Here is a 23320-nt window from a genome sequence, read left to right as displayed (position 1 = left end):
AGGATGGGGGCATGGCGAAGGGCAAGGGCGGCCGGCGGGGCGCCGACGAGGGTGTGGTCGAGGAGGTCGACGGCGGGGTCGCGCGGCTCGTGCCCGACCGGGACCGTACGCGGGCGTGGACGCTGCTGATCGACGGGGCCCCGCAGTCGCACGTGGACCTCGACGACCCGCGGTTCCTGTCGTTCGAGTACCAGCGCAGGCTCGGGCACGTCATCGACCTCGTCGCGCCGCCGGGCAAGCCGATCCACGCCGTGCACCTCGGCGGCGGCGGGCTCACGCTCGCGCGGTACGTCGCCGCGACGCGCCCCCGGTCCACCCAGCAGGTCGTCGAGCGGGACGCGCGCCTCGTCCAGTTCGTGCGCCGCGAACTCCCGCTGGACCCGGCGGCCCGGATCCGGATCCGCTCGACCGACGCGCGCGAGGGCCTCGCGAAGGTCCCCGACGGCTGGGCGGACCTCGTGATCGCCGACGTCTTCAGCGGCGCGCGGACCCCGGCCCACCTGACCTCGGCGGAGTTCCTGGACGAGGTCCGCCGCGCCTCGCGCCCGGGCGCGGTCTACGCCGCGAACGTGGCGGACGGCCCGCCCCTGACGCACCTCCGCGCCCAGATAGCCACGGCGGCCTCCCGCTTCGCCCACCTCGCCCTCCTGGCCGACCCCACGATCCTGCGGGGCAAGCGCTTCGGCAACGCGATCCTCGCGGCCTGCGACACACCCCTCCCGATCCCCGAACTGACCCGCCGCTCCGCCACGGACCCCCACCCCGTCCGCATCGAACACGGCCGCCCCCTCACCGACTTCACCGGCGGAGCCACCCCGGTCACGGACGCCTCGGCGACCGCCTCCCCGGCCCCACCGGAGTCGGTGTTCCGCTGACACCCCGGTACGAGCCGCCCGCCCCCGGAGATCGCGACGCACACGGACGGGGTGCGGCACGCCCCCTCCCCGTGCCGCACCCCGCGTACCCGTAGTACCTCCGGGCCACCCCCGAGGTACTAGACCCCGCCCCCGATCTCCCCCGGCGCCCCGTCGGCCCCCGGCAGCACACCGGTCCGGGCCACCTGCCCGTACCACTGCGCACTCGACTTCGGCGTCCTGGCCAGCGTCGCGTAGTCCACGTACACCGCCCCGAACCGCTTCCCGTACCCGTAGGACCACTCGAAGTTGTCGAGCAGGGACCACAGGTAGTACCCGCGTACGTCCGCCCCGTCCGCGAGGGCGTGGCGGACGGCGGCGAGGTGGGCGTGGAGGTAGGAGATCCGCTCGGGGTCGTGGACGCGCCCGTCGGGGTCGGGCTTGTCGTCGTAGGCGGCGCCGTTCTCGGTGATGTAGAGGGGGAGTCCGGGCGCTTCCCGGGTGTAGCGCATGATCAGCTCGTGGAGCCCGGTCGCGTCGATGGTCCACCCCATCTCCGTACGCTCGCCCGGGGTCTGGTGGAAGGCGACGTCGTCGGCGCCGGGCCAGGGCGTGTGCTCGCTGGCCCCGTGCCCGTCGGCCCGCCGCGCCTTCGCCGGGGTCCCGCCCGCCGAGACCAGCGTCGGGGAGTAGTAGTTGAGCCCGAGCGCGTCCAGGGGCTGGTTCGCGGCGCGCAGATCACCGTGCTGGACGAAGGACCAGTCGGTGACGGACGAGGTCGCCGCCAGCAGACTGTCCGGGTACGCGCCGTGCAGGATCGGCCCGTGGAAGGTCCCGTTCGCCAGGTCGTCGATCTTGCGGACCGCCGCGAGGTCGGCCGGGTCCTGCGAAAGCGGCCGTACGACATGGGAGTTGAGGCTCAGCGCCACCGAGTTGCGGGCCGGCATCACGGACCGCAGCGCCGAAGTGGCAAGCCCATGGCCGAGGTTGAGATGGTGGGCCGCCTTCAGCGCGGCGGCCGAGTCGGTCCGCCCGGGCGCGTGGACCCCGGACCCGTACCCCAGAAAGGCGCTGCACCAGGGCTCGTTGAGAGTGATCCAGTGCTCCACCCGGTCGCCGAGCGCCTCGCCGACGATCTGCGCGTACTCCGCGAACCGCAGCGCCGTGTCCCGCGCCGGCCAGCCCCCCGCGTCCTCCAGCTCCTGCGGCAGGTCCCAGTGGTAGAGGGTGAGCGCCGGTTTGATCCCGGCCGCGAGCAGCTCGTCCACGAGCCGCCGGTAGAAGTCGAGGCCGACCTGGACGGCGGGCCCGCGCCCGGTCGGCTGGACCCGCGACCAGGAGACGGAGAAGCGGTACGAGTTGAGGCCCATGTCCGCCATCAGCGCCACGTCGTCGCGGTAGCGGTGGTAGTGGTCGACAGCGATGTCACCGGTCTCACCGGCGGCGGTCTTGCCCGGCGTACGGCTGAAGGTGTCCCAGATCGACGGGGTTCGGCCGCCTTCCCGTACCGCCCCCTCGATCTGGTACGCGGAGGTGGCGGCGCCCCAGAGGAAGGTGGAGGGGAAGGAGACGGGGGTAATGGGCTCAGACATGGAAGCGCTCCCATAGGTGGTCGTCGAGACCGACGGAGAGTGGCGGGGGGATGGTGGGGGGATGGTGGGGGTGAGCCTGCGGGGTACTGAAGTGGGGGGCAGGAAAGGCGAGTTGGGTCGAGGAGGGTCAAGAGGCCGAGGGGCGCGGGGAGTTGGCCGTACCCGGACCGGCGCGCGGTGGCTGCCGCCGGCTCGGATACCCGGGCCAACCCCCTCGACTCCCGTTCTCCGCTCAGCCCTTGACCGCTCCCTGCATGATCCCGCCCACGATCTGCTTGCCGAAGACGGCGAAGACGATGAGCAGGGGCAGGGTGCCGAGGAAGGCGCCCGCCATGATGAGGGACTGGTCGGGGGTGTAGCCGCGCCCGAGGCCGGCCAGCGCGACCTGGACCGTCGGGTTGCCGGTCTGGCTCAGGACGAGGAACGGCCACAGGAAGTCGTTCCAGGACTGGACGAACGTCAGCATGCCCAGCACGGCCATCGCCGGCCGCGCGGCGGGGAACACGACGTGCCAGATGATCCGCCAGCTGCTCGCCCCGTCCACCCGGGCGGCCTCGATGATCTCGTCGGGCAGCGCCTGGATCAGGTACTGCCGCATGAAGAACACCCCGAACGCGCTCACCAGCGACGGCAGGATCACGGACTGGAGCTGGTCGGTCCACTCCAGCTCGGCGACCAGCATGTACAGCGGGATGATGCTGAGCTGGGGCGGCACCATCATCGTGCCGATGACGATCAGCATCAGCGCCCCCCGCCCCCGGAACCGGAGTTTGGCGAACGCGAACCCGGCGATGGTGGACAGGATCACGATGGTGACCGACGAAGTCCCGGCCACGATCGTGGTGTTGAGGAACGCCTTGCCGAGGTTGGCGTCGGTCCACGCCTTGTCGAGGTTCGAGAAGAGGTTGGAGCCGAACCAGAACGGGGGCGGCGTCTGGGCCAGCCGGCTGTTGTCGCGGGAGGCGGCGATCGCGGTCCAGATCAGCGGGGCCAGCGAGAAGAACGTGAACACCGCGAGGATCAGGTAGGCGATCGGGCCGCCGTGCAACTGCCCTCCCGCTCGGCCCGACTTGGCGAACCGGCGGCGCGTGGGCTTCGGTGCCGTCTCCTCCGGGACGGGCTTGGGCAACGTCGTCGTCACCGTCGTACTCCTAACTGCCACTGCTGGCGCGCAGGCGGCGCGAGATGACGTAGTTGACGATGCCGATCACGATGAGGATCAGGAACATCGTCCAGGCGATCGCCGAGGCGCGGCCCAAGTGCTGGTTGACCCAGCCCTGTTCGTACAGATAGAGGCCGAGCGTCTGGAACTGGTGCTCCCCGCCGCCGGACGCGCCCACGTTCGGGTCGAACAGCAGGGGCTCACCGAAGACCTGGCTCGCGCCGATCGTGGAGACGACGACCGTGAACAGGATCGTCGGCCGCAGCGACGGCAGCGTGACGTGGATGAACTGCTTCCAGCGGCTGGCGCCGTCCAACGCGGCTGATTCGTAGAGGTCGTTGGGGATCGCCTGCATCGCGGCGAGGTAGATCAGCGCGTTGTAGCCCGTCCACCGCCAGATGATGATCGTCGAAACGGCGATCTGGGAAGGCCACTTGTCGTTCTGCCAGTCGACAGGACCCAACCCCACCAGGTCCAGGCCCCAGTTGATCATCCCGTAGTCGTGCCCGAAGAGCAGCACGAAGACGAGCGCTGCGGCGGCGATCGACGTCGCGTACGGCGCGAGGATCACCACGCGGTAGAAAGTCGAGGCGCGCAGGCGGTAGTTGAGGATGTGCGCGATGCCCAGCGCCATCAGCAGTTGCGGCACGGTCGAGATGATGCCGATCGTCAGCGTGTTCTTCGCCGCGTTCCAGAAGAAGTCGTCGTCGAAGATCCGCGTGTAGTTGCGCAGCCCCACCCACTTCATGTCGGTGGGCGCGGTCATCTCCACCTGGTGCAGCGAGGCCCAGCCGGTGTAGATCAGCGGGAACAGGCCGAAGGCCAGGAAGAGCAGGAAGAACGGCGAGACGAACGCGTACGGGCTCCACTTGAGGTCGCGCTGCCAGCGTCGCGAAAGCCGGGCCCGGCGCTTCCGCTCCGCCTCGGAGGGCTCACCGGGCGCGGGGCGGCCCGGGGCCGCGCCCCCCTTCGCGGGGGGCGCGGCGGTGTCGTGACTGGCCATTCGGGTCACTTGTCCAGGTTGTTGTCGATGGTCTTGGTGGCGGTGTCCCAGGCCTCCTGGATCGACTTGCCCTTCGTCACCAGGAACACGCCGTTGTCCGTCATGCCCTGCTGGATGATCTGGTCCTTCGGGCCGATCGGCTGCACCGACACCTTCTTGGCGGCCTCGGTGAAGATCTTGCCGATCGGCGCGTCACCGGTCATCGCGTTCTTGCCGTTGAGGACCTGGGGCGAGGTGTACGCGCCGGGGGTGCTCGGGATGCTGCCCTGGACGGCGAAGAGCTTGGCCTGCTGCTCGGGCTGGGTCAGCCAGGTCACCAGCGCCTGGGCCTCCTTGGCGTGCTTGCTGGCCTTGGGGACGGCGAGGAAGCTGCCGCCCCAGTTGGCGGACTTCGGCGCCTGCGCGACGTCCCACTTGCCGGCCGAGTCGGGCTTCGACTTCTCCTTGAGGGTGCCGAGCATCCACGGCGGGCAGGAGACCGCCGCGAACTTGCTGTTCGCGATGGTCTGGTCCCAGTTCTTCTGGAACTGCGTCACCGGCTGGACCAGGCCCTTCTGGGCGGCGTCACCGGCGATGTCGAACGCGGCCCGCACCGCCGGGTTCTTCTTGTAGACGACCTCGCCGGCCTTGTCGTAGTACTTCTCCTCACCGCTGCCGACGATCGCGTTGAACAGCCCGCCCGGCGAGTCCATGAAGTAAGTGCCGCTCGGCGCCTTGGCCTTGTACCGCTCACCGACGCTGACGACCTTCTTCCAGTCCCCGGCCCACAGCTGGCTCACCTGGTCGCGGTCGGTGGGCAGCCCCGCCGCCTGGAAGAGGTCCTTGCGGTAGCAGATGCCCATCGGGCCGACGTCCGTGCCGAGCGCGATCGTCGTGCCGTCCTTGGTCGTGCCCTGCGCCCACTTCCAGTCCAGCCAGTTGCTCTTGACGACCCCCTCCGCCTTGCCGATGTCCTCGAACTTGTCCGCCTGCGTCGCGACGATCTCCGCGATGTTGCCGACCTCGATGGCCTGGACGTCCATCAGACCGGCGTTGGTGGTCAGGTGGTTGAGCAGCGCCGGGTAGTAGTTCTCGTTCCGCTCGACGACGTTCTCGGCGATCTTGATCTCGGGGTGGAGCTTCTCGTACTCGGTGTAGAGACCGGCCTGCTTGAAGCCCATGGTGCCGAAGAGGCCGAGGGTGATCGTCGTCTGCCCCTTGCCGCCACCGCCGCCGGACGACGCCGACGGGTCGCTGGATGTGCTGTCGCCGTCGTCGGCACAGCCGGCCAGCAGCCCGGCGCCCAGCGATACGGCAGCCGCCAGGACCACCACCCGACGGGAGGTTCGGGAACGTGCTCGCATTGCGTCCTCCTGTTGCCCTGACGTGCCGACCCCCCGGCCAACGTGCATGGTTGGGCCCGTTCTTTTCTCGCTGCGGCTCGGGCGGGGAACGTGCGGGATGTGTATGTGTCAGGTAGTGTGGGAGCGCTCCCACAAGTGATGTGTTGAAGAGTCGTCGGTTCCGGCGGGGGTGTCAAGGGCGTCGACGCGGAGAGATGCGTTCAGTTATCGGGCCGTTAACTGAAAGCGGGGCAGGTCGGTTTTCGGCCGGACGGGTCCCGCTGGCGAGGGCGAGGTGCGGGCCGTTTCATGTCAGGACAGGGCTGTTAGATTCCAGGCCAGTGCGTAGCGATCGAGGGAAGGCGGGGCCCATGGCAACCCACGGAGCGCGGGGCCGCAGCGGTGGCCGGCCGACCCTTGAGGAGGTCGCCGCGCGCGCGGGGGTCGGCCGGGGCACCGTCTCCCGCGTGATCAACGGCTCCCCGCGGGTCTCCGACGCGACCCGCGCCGCCGTCGAGGCCGCCGTCGCCGAGCTGGGGTACGTCCCTAATACCGCCGCCCGCGCACTCGCCGCGAACCGTACCGACGCGATAGCGCTCGTCGTCCCCGAGCCCGAGACGCGCTTCTTCTCCGAGCCGTACTTCTCCGACATCCTGCGCGGCGTCGGCGCCGAACTCTCCGACACCGAGATGCAGTTGCTACTGATCTTCGCGGGCAACGACCGGGAGCGCAAACGCCTCGCGCAGTACCTCGCCGCGCACCGCGTCGACGGCGTCCTCCTCGTCTCCGTGCACGCCGACGACCCCCTCCCCGACCTGCTCGCCCAGCTGGAGATCCCCTCCGTCATCAGCGGCCCCCGCTCCGCCGCCGAGACCCTGCCGTCCGTCGACTCCGACAACTACGGCGGTGCCCGCAGCGCCGTCGAGCATTTGCTGTCGCGGGGGCGGGAACACGTCGCGCACATCACCGGCCGGCTGGACGTGTACGGCGCTCAGCGCCGCCTCGACGGGTACCGGGACGCGATGGAGGACGCGGGCCGGGAGCCGCTCGTCGAGGCCGGTGACTTCACGGAGGAGAGCGGCTACCGGGCCGCCCAGCGCCTCCTGTCCCACACCCCCCTGCTGGACGCCGTCTTCGCCGGCTCCGACGTCATGGCCGCCGGCGCCCGCCAGGCCCTCCGCGAGGCCGGACGCCGTACCCCTGAGGACGTAGCTCTCGTGGGGTACGACGACTCCGCCATCGCCCGCCACATGGACCCGCCCCTCACCAGCGTCCGCCAGCCCATCGAGGAGATGGGCCGCCACATGCTGGACCTCCTCCTCACCGAGATCGCGGACCGCCGCCCGGCGGTGTCGCGGGGGCTGGAACGGAGGCAGATCGTGGTGGCCACGGAACTGGTGGTGCGGGCGTCCTCTTGAGGGGGTGCCGGCAGCGGGGCTCACCAGCGGCCGGGCGGGGGCGGGGGCGGCGCGGACGGCGGGCGCCGGGCGGCGCGGCCCGAGGACTTGTTGGTGACGAGCCAGATGACGCCGAGGATGACGGCTCCGGCGACCCAGAGGAAGATGACGAGGCTGGAGGCGATGGCCGTGCTGACCTCATTGACCGTCTGACACGACTCGCTCGCCCCGCACTTCTCACCGTCCCGGGGACCGGTACTGATCACGCTCACCAGCCACACCAGCATCAACGCGTTGAACCCCAGAATCACCCACGTGAGCGCCCGCCACCGGGGCCGATGTCTACGACGGGGACGTGTACGCGGCGCCACGGGCGGAGGCGTAGGACTGGTCCATCCCTGGCACGACATGGCGAGCCTCCCAACCACGCGAACGGCTCATACTCCGACGGTACGCCCCCCGCTGGACCCCGGCAGTTTCTCGATGGACGCCCCCGTCGGGCCCCTGGGACACTCCCCGGCATGCCTCGACATCCCCTCCTGGACATCGACGACGTACCCGTCCCCCTGGAGAGCTACCTCCCCGGTATCGGTGAGGTCTTCCGGCGCTTCGCCGCGCCGGCGCAGGACTCGGGGTGTACCTCCTACGGGGTACGCCTTCCGGGGGGTGAACGCTGGTTCGTGAAGACCCCGACCACTCCCGAGGCGTGCGGCACGCTGGAGCGGGCCTGGCGCTTCCATCGGGCCGTGCGGCACCCTGCGATCGTGCCTCAGGTCCACAGGCTGGGGGCGGCGGTGGTGATGCCCTGGCGGGACGGCGGTCTGCTCTACGCCCCCGAACACCGGGCCAGCTTCCGCCGGTTGCCGCTGCCCGAGATCCACCGGGCCCTGGACACCCTCCTGGACGCCCACCTCGCCGTGGAGGCGGCGGGCTGGCAGGCCGTCGACTTCTACGACGGCGCTCTCCTCTACGACTTCCGCCGCGAGGCGCTGCATCTCATCGACCTGGACGAGTACCGCCCGTCCCCCTTCCGCCTCGACGCCGACCGCCTTCCCGGCTCCCGCCGCTTCATGGCACCGGAGGAGTGGCGCAGGGGCGCCAGGATCGACGCCCGGACGACGGTGTACGTCCTCGGGCGGGCGCTGCGGCTGCTGCTGGACGCGGGGGACGGCGAGCGCGCATGGCGGGGGACCCCGGCGCAGTCGGCGGTGCTGGAGCGGGCGACACGGGAGGCGCCGGGGGAGCGCTTCGCGGACGTACGGGAGTTGGCGGCGGCCTGGCGTACGACCGAGGGCCGACCCGCCTGAGCGGATCGGCCCTCGATACTTCAGGGTGAGTGACGGGACTCGAACCCGCGGCATCCTGGACCACAACCAGGTGCTCTACCAGCTGAGCTACACCCACCATGTCCGGCGTTGGAGTGTTTCTCTCCGACCGGCCGAGAAAAAGTGTACAGGGTCCGAAGGGGTGCTCGCGCACGGGTTTCGCGGCGCCCCTTCAGAGGGGACCTGAGGGCTAGCTCGCAGGTAGGACGTGCCGTGCCGCGATGGACTTCGCCGTGTCCGAGTCGGGGCCGGGCTGGGGGACGAAGATCGCGTCGCGGTAGTAGCGCAGTTCCGCGATGGACTCGCGGATGTCGGCGAGCGCGCGGTGGTTGCCGTTCTTCTCCGGGCTGTTGAAGTAGGCGCGGGGGTACCAGCGGCGCGCGAGCTCCTTGACGGAGGAGACGTCGACGATGCGGTAGTGGAGGTAGGACTCCAGCGCGGCCATGTCCCGGGCGAGGAAACCGCGGTCGGTGCCGACGGAGTTGCCGCACAGGGGTGCCTTGCCGGGCTCCTTCACGTGCTCGCGGACGTACGCGAGGACCTGCGCCTCGGCGTCCGCCAGCGTCGTACCGCCCGCGAGTTCGGCGAGCAGTCCGGACGAGGTGTGCATCTGACGCACCACGTCCGGCATCGTCTCCAGCGCCGCGTCCGGCGGGCGGACGACGATGTCGACCCCCTCGCCGAGCACGTTCAGCTCGGAGTCGGTGACGAGGGCGGCAACCTCGATGAGCGCGTCGTCGGACAGCGAGAGGCCGGTCATCTCGCAGTCGATCCACACCATGCGATCGTTCATGCGTCCACCCTAAGGCTGACATCCACCGATCGGGTGTACCGCGACCTGGGGTAGCTCCCCGGTAGTACCCGGGTACGACCCCGGAGCCACGGACCGGCCCGTACCCCGGAACCCCCGTACCCCGGGACCCCCGTACCCCGGAGCCACGGAAGACCGGCCCGGAAGGGGAACCCCCTCCGGGCCGGTCGACCGATCGGTATGGTCAGCCTCCGCTGCGCTGCCCCGGCAGGGCCGCGCGGGCGGTGGCGTACGGATCCCGGTCCCGGTCGCGGGAGACCGCGTGGTCCGGGGAGAGCCCAGCAGCCGCGGGGGAGCCGACGGACGCCGTACGGCGGGCCTGGAGCGGGACCGGCGCCTCGGAGTGCAGCCCCGGGGACGGCGGGCCCAGCGGGGCCGGCGCGGGATCACTGTCCAGCGGGCGTTCGCTCTGCGGCCGGCGGGCCCGGTACGCGGCCCGGTAGGCGGCGGGCGACGACCCGAGCTGCCGGCGGAAGTGCCCGCGCAGCGCCACCGGCGAGCGGAAGCCGCAGCGCCCCGCGACCTCGTCCACCGAGTAGTCGGACGTCTCCAGCAGCCGCTGTGCCTGGAGCACCCGCTGGGTGATCAGCCACTGGAGCGGCGCGCTGCCGGTGAGCGAGCGGAACCGGCGGTCGAACGTGCGCCGGCTCATGTACGCGCGCGCGGCGAGCGTCTCCACGTCGAACTGTTCGTGGAGGTGCTCCAGCGCCCAGGAGACGACCTCGGCGAGCGGGTCGGCCCCGATCTCCTCTGGTAAAGAACGGTCGAGGTAGCGCTCCTGACCGCCCGAGCGGCGCGGCGGGACGACGAGCCGGCGGGCGAGCGCGCCGGCCGCCTCGTTGCCGTGGTCCGTGCGCACGATGTGCAGGCACAGGTCGATCCCGGCCGCCGTGCCGGCGGACGTGAGGACGTCGCCGTCGTCGACGAACAGCTCTCTCGGATCGACGTGCACCGACGGATAGCGTTTCGCCAGGGTCGGCGCGTACATCCAGTGGGTGGTCGCCGGACGTCCGTCCAGCAGCCCGGCGGCTGCCAGGACGAAGGCGCCCGTGCAGAGCCCGACGATGCGGGCTCCCTCCTCGTGCGCCCGGCGCAGTGCGTCGAGCGCTTCCTCGGGCGGTGGCGCGGTGATCGAGCGCCAGGCCGGTACGACGACCGTCCCCGCGCGGGAGATCGCCTCCAGGCCGTGTGGCGCGGTGAGTTCCAGGCCCCCTGTGGTCCGCAGCGGGCCGTCCTCGCCGGCGCACACCAGCAAGCGGTAGCGCGGTACGCCGGCGTCCTGGCGGTCGATGCCGAACACCGACAGCGGTATGGAACTCTCGAATATGGGGCCGCCGCTGAACAGCAGCACCGCGACGATCTCCTTGCGGCGGCGCCCGGAAAGCTTCCGGGCAGCGGCTTCCGGTGCGGCGGTGGAGTCGTGGCTCATCCTGCTAAGCCCCCCTCGGTGGTCGCGGCTCCTCGGTTGTGTCGCTCCTGCACGTTTCCCCTCGGTCCTGCACGAGTCCCCCGCCGTAGACAGTCAAGATCGAATCTACTGTGTCGCGTCGTGCCGCGGTGGCCAGTTCTCCACCCGGCGCATTGTCGACATGGCAACTTGGCGTGAAGCATTCGATCACGAAGCGTTGCACTACGAGGACGTGCAGGGAAGTGCGCCTCGTGGCAGTGGCCAATCTGCGTAGGGTGCAGGGGGGCCCTGAGACCCTTTCCGTGCAGGTCAAACGGGGCGTGGGGGGTGTTCGGACCACTTGATGCACAGGTACGGGAAGTTGGCTGAAAACCGATGTGGCTGTGCGCGGAAACCGGTCAGCCGACCGGTGACCCTCCCCCGGTGTGACGTCCGCCTCGGTGTACGCCCGCGCCCGCACGCGGGGGGCGCCTGTGCGAGTGCGGCGCGCGTTCCTCGGCGAGCACGCGCGCCTCGCAGCGCTCCGACTGCCGCAGCAGCACCCGGCACACGGCGGTCACGGCGGCCAGCCCCAGCGCGGTGCCGGCGGTGCCGCCGAGCGAGGTGCCGTACCAAAGGAGTACTACGGGTACGAGCAGACAGGAGAAGACCGCCCAACGGATGAGATCGGTCGTCCGGTCCTCGGGGGACCCGGGGGGTCCCTCGGAGGTACTACGGGGTACGGGCACGGTGGGGTTTCCTGTCTCCCGGAGGCGGTCGGCGGGGTGGTCGGGGGTGCGGTCGGGCACCGGGTTCAACGCCCGTTCGACCGGTCGGTCACTCGGCTGCGGGGCCCGCGTCAGCGAATCCTGTGCAAACCGCCTGTACGGGGCAGCAACCATTGCGTTACGGGCGCCACCTCGTGCATGCTCCCTGGAACCCCCACCGGAAGGGCGTCGGGATATGGGCTGAGGAGGCGTGCCGCCGTACCCTTGGGGGTATGGGGTTGGGAAGATGATTCCCGGACAACAGCTCCGCCGCTCCTGTCGCCCTCCCATCACAAGGATCGATACGCCGAGACAGCCATGGCCGGTCACGAATTCTTCGAACCCGCAGACCGCAAGCGGCCCGTCGCCGACCCAACGGCGGCCGAGCCCCTGGCGGCGGAAGACGCACGCCCCACCTGCGATCCCGCCTTCAAGCACGGCGTGGTCGTCGGCTTCGACGGCTCCACGTCGAGCGAGCGGGCCCTCGCGTACGCCATCGGCATGGCCCACCGCTCCCGCGCGGGTCTGATCATCGTCCACGTCGCCAACCGGCTGCCCACGACCGTGTGGGCGGGCTGCGAGCCCCCGGTCTTCGTCGACGTCCCGGACCACCGCACGGAGGTCCTCGGCCTCGAACTCGCCTGCGCGGAGTACCTGTCGGAGGTGCCGTGGATCCTCGTCGAGCGCGGCGGTGACATCTGCCACGAACTCGAAGAGGTGGGGCGGGAGTACGAGGCGGACGCGATCGTCGTCGGCTCCACGCACGGCATCGTGGGCCGGATCTTCGGCTCCGTCGCGGGGCGGCTCGCGAAGCGCGCGCAGCGCCCTGTCGTCGTCATCCCGTAGTACCCGTAAGCCTTTTGAGGGACGGGTGACTGCTGAGGTCAGGCTTCCGCGCCGGCATAAATCTACCGGCGCGTAGAGGTGTTCGTGCCTTTGTGAAGGGCATATATCGCACACCGCACAACTGCACATGCTTGAAGGGAGCCCCGCCGTGGCCAACGACGTCTCTGCGGGAATCACAGGCACCTCCACGATCGCCGGCCGACTCGCCCTCGCCGTCACCCTGCTGGCCTTCGGCCTCGGGTACGCCGATGTCATCGACGGGGTCACGGCGGCCGACGCCGTCTCCATCGCCCACTACGTCGGCGGAGTCACTCTCTTCGTCGCCGGACTCTTCGCCTTCCGGGACCACGACACCCTGAACGGGACCGGGTTCGTGGCCGTCGGGGCGTTCTGGTTCACCTGGGCCGTGTCCGCCGGCGATCGAGTCTCCGACAACGCGGCCGGGTTGTTCCTGCTGCTGTTCGCGCTCATCGCCCTGTCCCTCACCGTCTCCGGCGGGGACCAACTCACCCAGGGCACCTACGGGTTGTTCCTCGTCGCGCTGGTCCTGCTGGCCGTCGCGCGGCTGTGGGGCCCCGACTCCCTCGCCAAGGTGGGCGGTTGGTTCGCCGTCGCGGCGGGCGCGGTCGCCTGGTACGCCGCGACAGCGGCCCTCGCGCACTGGCCCACCGCCCTGCCCCGCCGTGGACGCGCTGCCGGCCGGGGGGTGACGGCCACCGGCTAACAGGCAGCCGCAGCCGGGGAGTTGGGCGTCCCCGGCACCTATGAACGGACCCTCTGCGAAGGTGGCATCGCAGAGGGTCCGTTCCTGCTTTTGCGCCTGAATCGGCGCCGCTCTCGCGGTGGTTGCTCGCCGCGGGGGTTACTCAATCATCGCTTCGGTGGTCGGGGGTGAAAAAATCTCTACTCGACCGTCACCGACTTCGCGAGGTTGCGCGGCTTGTCGATGTCGCGGCCCAGGGCCTTCGCCGTGTAGTACGCGAGGAGTTGGAGCGGGATGCCCATCAGGATCGGGTCCAGCTCGTCCTCGTTCTTCGGGACGACGATCGTGCGGTCGGCCTTCTCCTGCTCGCGGTGGGCGACGGCGACGATCCGGCCGCTGCGGGCCTTGATCTCCTCCAGCGCGGCGCGGTTCTTCTCCAGCAGGTCGTCGTCGGGGACGATGGCGACCGTCGGGAGGGCGGGCTCGATGAGCGCGAGGGGCCCGTGCTTCAACTCCGAGGCGGGGTATGCCTCGGCGTGGATGTACGAGACCTCCTTCAGCTTCAGGGACGCCTCACGCGCGACGGGGTAGCCCCGCACGCGCCCGATGAACAGCATCGAGCGGGCCTCGGCCAACTCGGCCGCCAGCTTCTCGTACTCGGCCTCGTTGGCCATGATCTCCGCGATCTGGCCCGGGAGTTTGCGCAGCCCCTCGATGATCCGCTTGCCGTCGCGCACCGACAGGTCACGGGTGCGGCCCAGGTGCAGGGCCAGCAGCGCGAACGCCACCGTCGTATTGGTGAAGCACTTGGTGGAGACGACGCAGACCTCGGGTCCTGCGTGCACGTAGATGCCGCCGTCGGCCTCGCGGGCGATCGCCGAGCCGACGACGTTGACGACGCCGAGGACGCGCGCGCCCTTGCGCTTCAGCTCCTGGACGGCCGCGAGGACGTCGTAGGTCTCGCCGGACTGGGAGACGGCGATGTACAGGGTGTCGGGGTCCACGACGGCGTTGCGGTAGCGGAACTCGGAGGCGGGCTCGGCGTCGGCGGGGATGCGGGCCAGCTCCTCGATCATCTGGGCGCCGATCATGCCCGCGTGGTACGAGGTGCCGCAGCCGAGGATCTTCACGCGCCGGATCTGCCGGGCCTCGCGCGCGTCGAGGTTGAGGCCGCCGAGGTGGACGGTGGAGAAGCGGTCGTCGATCCGGCCGCGCAGGACGCGGTCCACGGCGTCCGCCTGCTCGTGGATCTCCTTGTGCATGTAGGTGTCGTGGCCGCCCATGTCGTAGGAGGCGGCCTCCCACTCGACGGTCGTGGGCTCCGACGTAGTACGGGTCCCCTCCGTGGTGTACGTACGGAAGTCGTCCGCCTTCAGCGTGGCCATCTCGCCGTCGTCCAGCGTTACTACCTGACGGGTATGCGCGACCAGCGCGGCGATGTCCGAGGCGACGAACATCTCCTTCTCGCCGATGCCGAGGACGACCGGGGAGCCGTTGCGGGCGACGACGATGCGGTCGGGGAACCCGGCGTGCATGACGGCGATGCCGTACGTGCCCTCGACGAGGCGCAGGGCGTCGCGGACCTTGTCCTCCAGCTTCTCGGCCTGCGAGCGGGCGATCAGGTGGGTGAGGACCTCGGTGTCGGTCTCGGAGAGGAACTCGACGCCGTCCGCCTCCAGCTTGCGCCGCAGGTCGGAGGCGTTGTCGATGATGCCGTTGTGGACGACGGCGACGCTCAGGTCGGCCGAGAGGTGCGGGTGCGCGTTCACGTCGGAGGGGGCGCCGTGGGTGGCCCAGCGGGTGTGCGCGATGCCGGTCGTGCCCTTGAAGCGCGCCGGGACCTTCGCCTCCAGGTCACGGACGCGGCCCTTGGCCTTGACGACCTTCAGGCCGGCCGACTTCGGGGAGGAGACGACGATGCCCGCCGAGTCGTACCCCCGGTACTCCAGACGCTGGAGACCCTCCAGGAGGAGAGGGGCCACATCACGCTTGCCGATGTATCCGACAATTCCGCACATACAGACAAGGTCCTCATGTTCTGGGGCATACCTGAGAGGGACTACCCGTAGACGATGCGGCGCAGCTGCCGGAGCGAGAGCTCCGGCGGGGCGACCGCCCTGTACTTCAGTTCCGCCTCGATCCGCTCGAAGATCTCCGCGTTCACCAGACCCTGCGCCTGGAGCTCCCGGTGGCGGCGACGGACATAGTGCTCCGTCGTCTCGTCGAAGTAGGCGAGCACGTCCTGGATCACCCGCAGCGCCTCGCCCCGCTGGAGGGGCGTGGACCGCGTCAGATGATCAACGAGTTCGTCGTGCACCCGGTAGATCCTGAGGTAAGCGGACGCCTTTCGCAAGAAACCTGCCCGATTTCGGGCAAGCCCTCGCTGGGGGATTCATGAGCGAACGTTGAAGGTCTCATGGGCCCCTGTTCGGAATTCAGCCATCCGGCGTCTTGCGGCGCGTCGTTCGAAGGGGCGAATTTCAGACCTCATGGACACACCTCGCATGGGCGTACCCGAGCAGCTCGCCGCCCGCATGACCATGGCCGAGCAGCACGAGTACCTGCGCGCCAAGTTTTCCCGCCGGTCGATGATGAGAGGCGGCGCCGTGACCCTCGGCGCCGTCGCCGGCGGCGCCTTCGTGCCGGGCGCCACCGCCCAGGCCGCACCCCGCACCCCGTCGTACCAGGGAGCTACGGAGAAGGTCGACGGCTCGCTCGTCGCCCCCTTCGGCCGCCACCTCGCCTACGGCAACGACCCCCGCACCGAGATCACCGTCTCCTGGCAGGTCCCGGTCGCCGTCAAGAAGCCGTACATCCGGATCGGCGCCCACCCCTGGGACCTCTCCCGCAAGATCGAGGCCGAGGTCCGCACGCTCTTCACGCCGGCCGGCGTCGGCGCGAGCGGCAACCACACCCAGTACTACCTGCACGCCAAGCTGACCCACCTGCGCCCCGGCAAGACGTACTACTACGGCGTCGGCCACGCCGGCTTCGACCCGGCCGCGCCCCATCTCCTGGGCACCCTGGGCACGTTCACCACCGCGCCCGCCCACAAGGCGCCGTTCACCTTCACCGCCTTCGGCGACGAGGGCGTCAGCTACCACGGCCTCGCCAACAACTCCCTTCTCCTGGGCCAGAACCCGGCCTTCCACCTGCACGCGGGCGACATTGCGTACGCCGACCCGACCGGCGCCGGCCAGTCCGCCGACACCGGCTTCGACTCGCGCGTGTGGGACCAGTTCCTCGCGCAGACCGAGTCGGTCGCCAAGTCCGTTCCGTGGATGCCGGCTTACGGCAACCACGACATGGAGGCCTGGTACTCGCCCAACGGCTACGGCGGCGAGGAGGCCCGCTGGAACCTCCCCGACAACGGCCCCGACAAGAAGAACCTGCCGGGCGTCTACACCTTCACCTACGGCAACACGGCGATCATCTCCCTCGACGCCAACGACATCTCGTTCGAGATCCCCGCCAACCTCGGTATCTCCGGCGGGACTCAGACCAAGTGGCTGGAGAGGCAGCTCAAGAAGTACCGCGCCGCCAAGGACATCGACTTCGTCGTCGTCTTCTTCCACCACTGCGCCTACTGCACCTCCACCGCGCACGCCTCCGAGGGCGGGGTCCGCAAGGAGTGGGTGCCGCTGTTCGAGAAGTACACGGTCGACCTGGTCATCAACGGCCACAACCACCAGTACGAGCGCACCGACGTCATCAAGAAGGGCGCGGTCACCAAGAAGCTCCCGATCGGCGGTACGGCGTACCCCGAGACCGACGGCGTCGTCTACGTCACGGCGGGCGCGGCCGGCCGCAGCCTGTACGCGTTCAGCGCGCCGCTGTCGTACGAGGGCCACGAGAAGGAGGTCGAGTCCGTCGCCTCCTTCGTCAACACCAAGGACGGCAAGGTCGACGAGACGGTCACCTGGTCGCGCGTGCGCTACCTCGACTACTCGTTCCTGCGCGTCGACGTCACCCCGGCCGCCAAGGGCCGTACGGCGACGCTGACCGTGCGCGGCATCGCCGAGACCGGCGCGCAGGTCGACCACTTCACGGTGGCGCGCCGCGCGAAGTGACCGCTTTCAGCAAGTAGGCCCGGAAGGCGGGGCGTTACTTGTGCGGGAACCGCAGGCTGTCCTCAAACGCCGTTGTTCTCAAAGGCGTTTGAGGACAGCCTGTTTGGCCATCGCGAACTCGTCGTCCGTCAGCACCCCGTCCCGGTGCAGCTCGCCGAGCTCCCGCAGCCGCCGCAGCAGCGCGTCGTGGTCATCACCACTGGGCTGAGACGGAGTTGACGGTACGTCAGAGGCGGGTGCGGCGACCGGGCTCGCCGCCGGGTGCGGGAGCCGCGCCTGGACCGCCGCCGCGACCAGCGCCATCAGCGGGTCCTTCTTGAACCCCCACAGCTCCACCGCGTTGGGGTCGTACTTCGGCGGCGCCTTCGTGGCCGCGCCCCGGACCGTGAAGCGCAGATGCCCGTTCTCCAGCCCGGCGGCCGGCACCCACTCCACGCCGAGGATGTCGCCGATCGCCAACTGCCGTGCCCCGGCGGCCGACTTGGCGTCCTCGGTCTTCCAGTTCCACTCCAGCCGCACGACGTCCCCGTCGAAGCTCGCGCTGCCGTCCCCGGCGGACACCGAGAGCGGTACGGCGGGGCCCGGCAGCAGGAACGCGTCCACCGGGGTGCCCGGCACCTGCTCCAGGAGCAGCGCGCCCCGGACCTCGTCCACCAGGTACTCGGCGACGCCGTACCGGTCGGACTCGACGACGAGCTGATAGGGGTCGTGGGGTTCGGCGAGCCGCCCCGCTGCGGCCAGCAGCAGGGGGTCGGCGCCGTCGCGCAGGCGCAGTCTCAACCGGCCGTTCTTCTTGCCCTGTTCGAGGGAGACACCGGCCAACGCCTGGAGGGGGACGGTGAGTTCACCCAGTTCCTTGCGGAGCGGGCTCACGTTCTTGTCGTGTCCCGGCGTCAGCCTCAGCCGGTCGCCGTCGAAGACCCAGGTGCCGTCCTTCTGGATGATTTCCGCCATGCCATGATTGTCCACCAGAAGGCGACGGGCGCCCCCGAGGACCGTACTCGGGGGCGCCCGTCGCCGCGATCAGTACCCCGCGACGGGATTGTTCAGGGTGCCGATCAGCTGGAGGGCGCCCGCCGGATCGGCCAGGTCGACCATCTGCCGGTTGTCGCGCAGCTGGAGCCGGTTGAGGCAGGAGCGCGCGAACTCGGGAGCGAAGAGGTCGTACCGCCGGAATCTGTCGGCGAGTTCGGGGTGCGCCTCCTGGTACGAGCGGGTGGTCTGCGCGACCGTCCGCCAGAACTCGTCCTCGGTGAGGGCGCCTTCGGCGGCGAGGCCGGAGGCGAGGAAGCGGAAGAAGCAGTCGTAGACGTCCGTGAAGAGCGACAGCAGCTTCTTGTCCTCGGGGACCTCGACGGCGATCCGCCGGACCTCGGGCGGCAGCACCGCGTCCGGGTCCATGACGGCGATCTCCTCGGCGATGTCCTTGTAGACCGCCCGCCGCACGACGCCGTCCTTCAGCACCAGGATCGTGTTCTCGCCGTGCGGCATGAACACCAGGTCGTAGGCGTAGAAGCAGTGCAGCAGCGGCGTGTAGTAGGCGTCCAGGTAGCACCGCAGCCACTCCACCGGCGCGAGGCCCGACCGCTCGATCAACTCGGCGGCCAGCGACCGGCCTTCGTGGTCCACATGGATCAACGAGGCCATCGTGGCGAGCTGTTCGCCCTCCTGGAGAGCGGCGACAGGGCTCTCCCGCCAGAGCGCGGCGAGCATCTTGCGGTACGGCGAGAAGCGGTCCGTCGCCGCCTCGTACTCCAGGTGGCGGTAGCCGACGGCGGCGCGCTCCCGGATGATCGACAGGCCGGACTCCTTCAGCACCCGGTCGTTGTCGATCAGCCCGGCGAGCCAGTCGTTGATGGCCGGGGTCGCCTCCATGTACGCGGCCGAAAGCCCGCGCATGAAGCCCATGTTGAGGACCGACAGCGCCGTCTTGACGTAGTGCTTCTCGGGGTGGGAGCTGTTGAAGAAGGTACGGATCGACTGCTGGGCCAGATACGCGTCGTCGCCCTCGCCGAGCGGTACGAGCGTCCCGCGCGCGACCTCCGCCGCGAACGTCACCGCGAGCTTGTTCCACCACTGCCAGGGGTGCACCGGGATGAGGAGGAACTCGGCGGGGTCGTGGCCGAGTTCCCGCAGACGCCCGGTGAACCGGTCGACGGTCTTCTCGCCCAACTCCCGCCGTACGAACGGTTCGTACTCGATGCCGGCGCCCGCCGTGAACGCGGCGCGCGAGCGGTGCGCGGCGAGCCAGACCAGGCGGACCGGGCTCGCGGTCTCCGGGGCGTACGCGAGGTAGTCGTGGACGCCGAAGCCGAGGCGGCCGTTGTTGGCGACGAAGCAGGGGTGCCCCTCGGTCATGCCGGTCTCGATCGCCTGGAAGCCGGCGTCGATCAACTCGCCCGAGGTGAGCTGGGGTTTGGTGAGCTTGTAGCAGGTGCCGGCGAGGGTGGAGGAGATCTCCTCCAGGTAGACCGGCAGGACCGTGTCGCTCAGGCCGAGGGTGTCCTTCAGCTCGATGAAGAAGTCCAGGGCGGCCAGGGGGAGTTGGGCGCCGTCGCGGGTGCGGGTGATCGAGGCGGCGTCGACCTGCCAGTGGTCGAGGGCGCGGCGGACGGCCGTGAAGCGGTACGTGGTCCGGCCGTCGTCGCTGTGGACGAGGTAACCGCCGTCCCGCTCCTCGGGGTCGAGGAGGCGCTCGTGCGCGAACTCGGCGAGGGCCTTGCGGATCAGATGGCGGTTGGCCTTCTCCCAGCGGTCGGGGGAGAGGTGGGCGACGGAGTCGGCGAGGCTCATGCGGTCACCGCCGCCGCGTGCCTGGCGAGGAACTGTTCGCGGGTGCAGAAACTCAGCAACGCTGTCTTCTCCGGCTTCTGGATCTCGCGTTCGGCGACGAATCCGACGGCTTCGTTCAGGGCGTGGACGGCGGTGTTGGACACGTCCGGCTCGACGACGACCCGCTCGACCGCCGGGTCCGCGAAGAGGTGGGCCATGACGGCGGTGAGGACGGCGAGGGTGAAGCCGCTGCGGGGGGTGTCGGTCGCGGGGGTGAGGAAGTGCATGCCGACGTCGCCGGGCAACGGGTCGTACAGGCCGGTGAGTTCGCGGTGGACGGGGTCGTAGCGCTCCATCACGAAGGCGGGGACGCCGTGTTCCAGGCCGAGGAAGGCTTCCTGGTGTTCGTCGGCGGCCACGGCCATGTAGGCGCGTTCGACGTCTTCCAGTCTCGCGTCCAGCATCATCCAGTAGGCGGCTTTGGGGTGGGTCAGCCAGGAGTGCAGGAGTTCGGAGTCGGTCAGCGGATCGACCGGACGGAAGGTGAAGTTCATACCGCGAACTCCTGGAACGCGATGGTCTTCTCCACCGGGTAGTACTCCCGGCCCAGCAGCTCGGCGATGATGCAGCTGTTGCGGTACGCCCCCATCCCCAGGTCGGGGGAGGTGACGCTGTGCGTGTGCACGCCCGCGTTCTGGAGGAAGACGCCCCGGCCGGTCGTGTCGATCGCGTAGTTGCGGGCGATGTCGAAGTTGCCGTGCGAGTCGTAGACCAGCCGGTCGCGGACCGGCGCGAGGAACTCCGGCTCCGTGTAGGCGTATCCGGTCGCGAGGACCAGGCCCTCGGTGGTCAGCTCGAAGTCCTTGCCCTGCTCCTCCTGGCGGAAGGACAGGGTGTAGCTGCTGCTGCCGCTGTCGTATGTCGCTCTGTTCAGCGAGGAGTTGGTGAGCAGCCGGGTGGGGACCGGGCCGCCGAGGTTCTTGCGGTAGAGCAGGTCGAAGATCTCGTCGATCAGCTCGCCGTCGATGCCTTTGAAGAGGCCCTTCTGCTGGGACGCGAGCCGGTAGCGGGTGGCCTCGGGCAGCGCGCGGAAGTAGTCGACGTACTCCGGGGAGGTCAACTCCAGCGTCAGCTTGGTGTATTCGAGGGGGAAGAAGCGCGGGGAGCGCGTCACCCAGTTCAGCCGGTAGCCGTGGACGTCGATCTCGCTCAGGAGGTCGTAGTAGATCTCGGCGGCGGACTGGCCCGAGCCGACCAGGGTGATCGACCCCTTCTTCACCAGCTCCGAACGGCTCTGCGCATAGCGGGAGTTGTGGAGGAAGTCACCGCCGAGGCCCTGCACGGCGGGCGGGTGGTAGGGCTGGGTGCCGGTGCCGAGGACCAGTTTCCGGGCCCGGTAGGTGTCGCCGGCGGTGGTCCTCACGACGTACACCCCGTCGTCGTACGTGACCTCCTCGACCGTCGTCGAGAAGCGCACGCTGCTCAGCCTGTTCGCGGCCCAGCGGCAGTAGTCGTCGTACTCCACCCGCAGCGGATAGAAGTTCTCGCGGATGTAGAACGGGTACAACCGGCCTTTCTCCTTCAGGTAGTTGAGGAAGGAGTAGGGCGAGGTGGGGTCGGCGAGGGTGACCAGGTCCGACAGGAACGGGGTCTGGAGGTGGGCGCCGTCGAGGAACATGCCCGCGTGCCAGGTGAAGTCGGGCTTCGACTCCAGGAAGACGCCGTCGAGTTCGGCGATCGGCTCGGTCAGGCAGGCGAGGCCGAGGTTGAAGGGGCCGAGGCCGATCCCGGCGAAGTCGTAGGTCTTCTGCCCGGTGTCAGGACGCGCGGTCAAGGGACTCTCCCAGGTACTGCTCGGCGTGGCCGGCGATCAGGTCGAGGACGGCGGCGATGTCGTCCGCCGTGGTCTCGGGGTTGAGCAGGGTGAACTTCAGGTAGTGGCGGTGACCGACCTTCGTACCCGCGACGACCGCGGCACCGGACGCGAACAGGGCCCCCCGGGCGTACAGGTTGGCGCGGTCGATCGCCGCGGGGTCGGTGACCGCCGCCGGGATGTAGCGGAACACCAGCGTGGACAGCGACGGCTCGACCACGACGTCGAACCGCGGGTCGGCGGCTAGGAGTTGCCAGCCCTCGACGGCCAAGTCGCAGACCTCGTCGAAGAGTTCGCCGATGCCGTCCGAGCCCATCGTGCGCAGCGTCATCCACAGCTTGAGCGCGTCGAAGCGGCGGGTCGTCTGGAGGGACTTGTCGACCTGGTTGGGGATGCGCTCCCGCACCATCCGGCGCGGGTTCAAGTACTCGGCGTGGTAGGTCGCGTGGCGCAGCGTCGCCGCGTCGCGGACCAGGACGGCCGACGAACTCACCGGCTGGAAGAAGGACTTGTGGTAGTCGACCGTGACGGAGTCGGCGCGCTCGATGCCGTCGATGCGGTGGCGGTACTTGCGGCTGGCGAGCAGGCCGCAGCCGTACGCCGCGTCCACGTGCAGCCAGGTCCCGTACTGGGCGCAGAGTCCGGCGATCTCGGGGAGCGGGTCGATGGAGCCGAAGTCGGTGGTGCCGGCGGTGGCGACGACGGCCATCGGGGTCAGGCCGGCCGCCCGGCAGCGCTCCAACTCCCTTGCCAGCGCCACCGTCTGCATCCGCTTGTCGTTGTCGACGGGGATCGACACGACCGCATCGGCGGACAGGCCCAGGAGTCTGGCGGACTTCTGCACGCTGAAGTGGCCGGCCTCGGAGGCGAAGATCCGCAGCTCGCCGAGGTCCTCGGCCTTGGCCTCCTCGCGGGCCAGCAGCAGCGCCTGGAGGTTGGACTGGGTGCCGCCGGAGGTGAAGACGCCGTCCGCCGACGGACCGAGGCCGATGCGCTCGGTCGTCCAGTCGATCAGCCTGCGCTCGATCAGGGTGCCGCCCGCCGACTGGTCCCACGTGTCCAGCGAGGAGTTGACCGCGCTCAGCACGGCCTCGCCGAGCAACGCCGGTATGACGACCGGGCAGTTGAGGTGGGCGAGGTAGCGGGGGTGGTGGAAGTAGACCGCGTCCCGGAGGTAGACCTCCTCCAGTTCGTCGAGGACCGCCGTCGTGTCGTACAGCGGCCTGTCGAGGTCGATCCGCTCGATGCGGGGGGCGAGGGCGTCGACCGTGACGCCGGTGAACGGGCGGTCGGTGGCGGCGAGTCTGGCGGCGACCCGTGCCACTCCGTCGGTCACGGAGCGGCGGTACTGCTCCGCTGTCGTGTCGTTGAGCAGGTGCGAGCGCATGCGGGGTCCTCCGGAGGAGAAGGGGACGGCGGCGGCTTGGGGGTGGTCG

The 23320-nt window shown here is 69.9% G+C and carries 21 protein-coding genes and 1 tRNA gene; 6 read left to right on the top strand and 16 right to left on the bottom strand.

All coding sequences use genetic code 11. From position 1 onward, the window contains the following. Window positions 1-11: 11 nt before the first annotated feature. Window positions 12-875, top strand: a complete 864-nt coding sequence (locus tag PV682_RS19120) for a spermidine synthase (RefSeq protein WP_319731368.1) — start codon at window positions 12-14, stop codon at window positions 873-875. Window positions 876-994: 119 nt separating this feature from the next. On the opposite strand, the gene PV682_RS19115 is transcribed toward PV682_RS19120, so the two are convergent. The 4 genes from PV682_RS19115 to PV682_RS19100 all read right to left on the bottom strand — a co-directional run bounded on the left by PV682_RS19115 (window position 995) and on the right by PV682_RS19100 (window position 5954). Continuing rightward, window positions 995-2446 carry a GH1 family beta-glucosidase gene (locus PV682_RS19115; RefSeq protein ID WP_319731366.1) on the bottom strand — a complete coding sequence of 484 codons (1452 nt, stop codon included), beginning with the start codon at window positions 2444-2446 and terminating at the stop codon, window positions 995-997. Window positions 2447-2678: 232 nt separating this feature from the next. After that, window positions 2679-3587, bottom strand: coding sequence for a carbohydrate ABC transporter permease (locus PV682_RS19110; protein ID WP_319731364.1), 909 nt, complete (start codon window positions 3585-3587; stop codon window positions 2679-2681). A gap of 10 nt (window positions 3588-3597) precedes the next feature. Further along, window positions 3598-4611, bottom strand: coding sequence for a carbohydrate ABC transporter permease (locus PV682_RS19105; protein ID WP_319731362.1), 1014 nt, complete (start codon window positions 4609-4611; stop codon window positions 3598-3600). A 5-nt stretch (window positions 4612-4616) separates the two neighbouring features. Next, window positions 4617-5954 carry an ABC transporter substrate-binding protein gene (locus tag PV682_RS19100; RefSeq protein WP_319731360.1) on the bottom strand — a complete coding sequence of 446 codons (1338 nt, stop codon included), beginning with the start codon at window positions 5952-5954 and terminating at the stop codon, window positions 4617-4619. A gap of 350 nt (window positions 5955-6304) precedes the next feature. Between PV682_RS19100 and PV682_RS19095 the strand changes: the two genes are divergently transcribed. Further along, window positions 6305-7351, top strand: a complete 1047-nt coding sequence (locus PV682_RS19095) for a LacI family DNA-binding transcriptional regulator (RefSeq protein ID WP_319731358.1) — start codon at window positions 6305-6307, stop codon at window positions 7349-7351. 20 nt (window positions 7352-7371) lie between these two features. Here the strand turns inward: PV682_RS19095 and PV682_RS19090 are convergent, their stop codons facing one another. Next, window positions 7372-7602: a hypothetical protein gene (locus PV682_RS19090; protein ID WP_319731356.1), complete on the bottom strand. Its 231-nt coding sequence runs from the start codon at window positions 7600-7602 to the stop codon at window positions 7372-7374. Between the two features lie 249 nt (window positions 7603-7851). Here PV682_RS19090 and PV682_RS19085 point away from each other — a divergent pair, with 249 nt between their 5' ends. Then, entirely contained in the window at window positions 7852-8637 is a 786-nt protein-coding gene (locus PV682_RS19085) for a serine/threonine protein kinase (RefSeq protein ID WP_319731354.1), read from the top strand. A 24-nt stretch (window positions 8638-8661) separates the two neighbouring features. On the opposite strand, the gene PV682_RS19080 is transcribed toward PV682_RS19085, so the two are convergent. The 4 genes from PV682_RS19080 to PV682_RS19065 form a co-directional block, all read right to left on the bottom strand. After that, window positions 8662-8734 (bottom strand) — tRNA-His (locus PV682_RS19080). A 111-nt stretch (window positions 8735-8845) separates the two neighbouring features. After that, a complete protein-coding gene (gene orn / locus PV682_RS19075; RefSeq protein ID WP_319731352.1) occupies window positions 8846-9448 on the bottom strand; it encodes an oligoribonuclease in 603 nt (200 codons plus the stop codon). Between the two features lie 202 nt (window positions 9449-9650). After that, window positions 9651-10895, bottom strand: coding sequence for a helix-turn-helix domain-containing protein (locus tag PV682_RS19070; protein ID WP_319731350.1), 1245 nt, complete (start codon window positions 10893-10895; stop codon window positions 9651-9653). Between the two features lie 377 nt (window positions 10896-11272). Then, entirely contained in the window at window positions 11273-11602 is a 330-nt protein-coding gene (locus PV682_RS19065) for a hypothetical protein (protein WP_319731489.1), read from the bottom strand. Window positions 11603-11938: 336 nt separating this feature from the next. On the opposite strand from PV682_RS19065, the gene PV682_RS19060 reads away from it, so the two are divergent. Together PV682_RS19060 and PV682_RS19055 are read left to right on the top strand one after the other, a co-directional pair. After that, a complete protein-coding gene (locus PV682_RS19060) occupies window positions 11939-12466 on the top strand; it encodes a universal stress protein (protein WP_319731347.1) in 528 nt (175 codons plus the stop codon). Between the two features lie 148 nt (window positions 12467-12614). Then, entirely contained in the window at window positions 12615-13190 is a 576-nt protein-coding gene (locus tag PV682_RS19055; RefSeq protein WP_319731345.1) for a GPR1/FUN34/YaaH family transporter, read from the top strand. Window positions 13191-13369: 179 nt separating this feature from the next. Here PV682_RS19055 and glmS read toward each other — a convergent pair whose 3' ends face one another. Further along, window positions 13370-15187: a glutamine--fructose-6-phosphate transaminase (isomerizing) gene (gene glmS, locus PV682_RS19050; protein WP_319731343.1), complete on the bottom strand. Its 1818-nt coding sequence runs from the start codon at window positions 15185-15187 to the stop codon at window positions 13370-13372. Between the two features lie 41 nt (window positions 15188-15228). Next, the gene (locus PV682_RS19045; protein WP_055721849.1) at window positions 15229-15486 is read right to left on the bottom strand and encodes a hypothetical protein; all 258 of its coding nucleotides are present in this window, start codon (window positions 15484-15486) and stop codon (window positions 15229-15231) included. A gap of 187 nt (window positions 15487-15673) precedes the next feature. On the opposite strand from PV682_RS19045, the gene PV682_RS19040 reads away from it, so the two are divergent. Then, window positions 15674-17239 (top strand): purple acid phosphatase family protein, encoded by a 1566-nt coding sequence (locus PV682_RS19040; protein WP_319731340.1) that lies wholly within the window; start codon window positions 15674-15676, stop codon window positions 17237-17239. 78 nt (window positions 17240-17317) lie between these two features. On the opposite strand, the gene PV682_RS19035 is transcribed toward PV682_RS19040, so the two are convergent. From PV682_RS19035 to desA, 5 genes are all read right to left on the bottom strand, one after another. Then, a complete protein-coding gene (locus PV682_RS19035; protein WP_319731338.1) occupies window positions 17318-18193 on the bottom strand; it encodes a DUF4429 domain-containing protein in 876 nt (291 codons plus the stop codon). Window positions 18194-18262: 69 nt separating this feature from the next. After that, window positions 18263-20032 carry an IucA/IucC family protein gene (locus PV682_RS19030; RefSeq protein ID WP_319731336.1) on the bottom strand — a complete coding sequence of 590 codons (1770 nt, stop codon included), beginning with the start codon at window positions 20030-20032 and terminating at the stop codon, window positions 18263-18265. Next, window positions 20029-20565, bottom strand: a complete 537-nt coding sequence (locus PV682_RS19025; RefSeq protein WP_112474573.1) for a GNAT family N-acetyltransferase — start codon at window positions 20563-20565, stop codon at window positions 20029-20031. Before PV682_RS19025 ends, PV682_RS19030 begins: the two co-directional genes overlap by 4 nt. Then, complete coding sequence (locus PV682_RS19020; protein WP_319731333.1) at window positions 20562-21845, bottom strand: lysine N(6)-hydroxylase/L-ornithine N(5)-oxygenase family protein; 1284 nt, start codon at window positions 21843-21845, stop codon at window positions 20562-20564. Before PV682_RS19020 ends, PV682_RS19025 begins: the two co-directional genes overlap by 4 nt. Further along, window positions 21829-23271, bottom strand: a complete 1443-nt coding sequence (gene desA / locus PV682_RS19015; protein ID WP_319731331.1) for a lysine decarboxylase DesA — start codon at window positions 23269-23271, stop codon at window positions 21829-21831. Before desA ends, PV682_RS19020 begins: the two co-directional genes overlap by 17 nt. Window positions 23272-23320 lie beyond the last annotated feature (49 nt).

Source organism: Streptomyces niveiscabiei (genome assembly GCF_033794345.1).
GTDB lineage: Bacteria > Actinomycetota > Actinomycetes > Streptomycetales > Streptomycetaceae > Streptomyces > Streptomyces niveiscabiei.
This window is presented reverse-complemented; position numbering and strand designations above follow the sequence as displayed.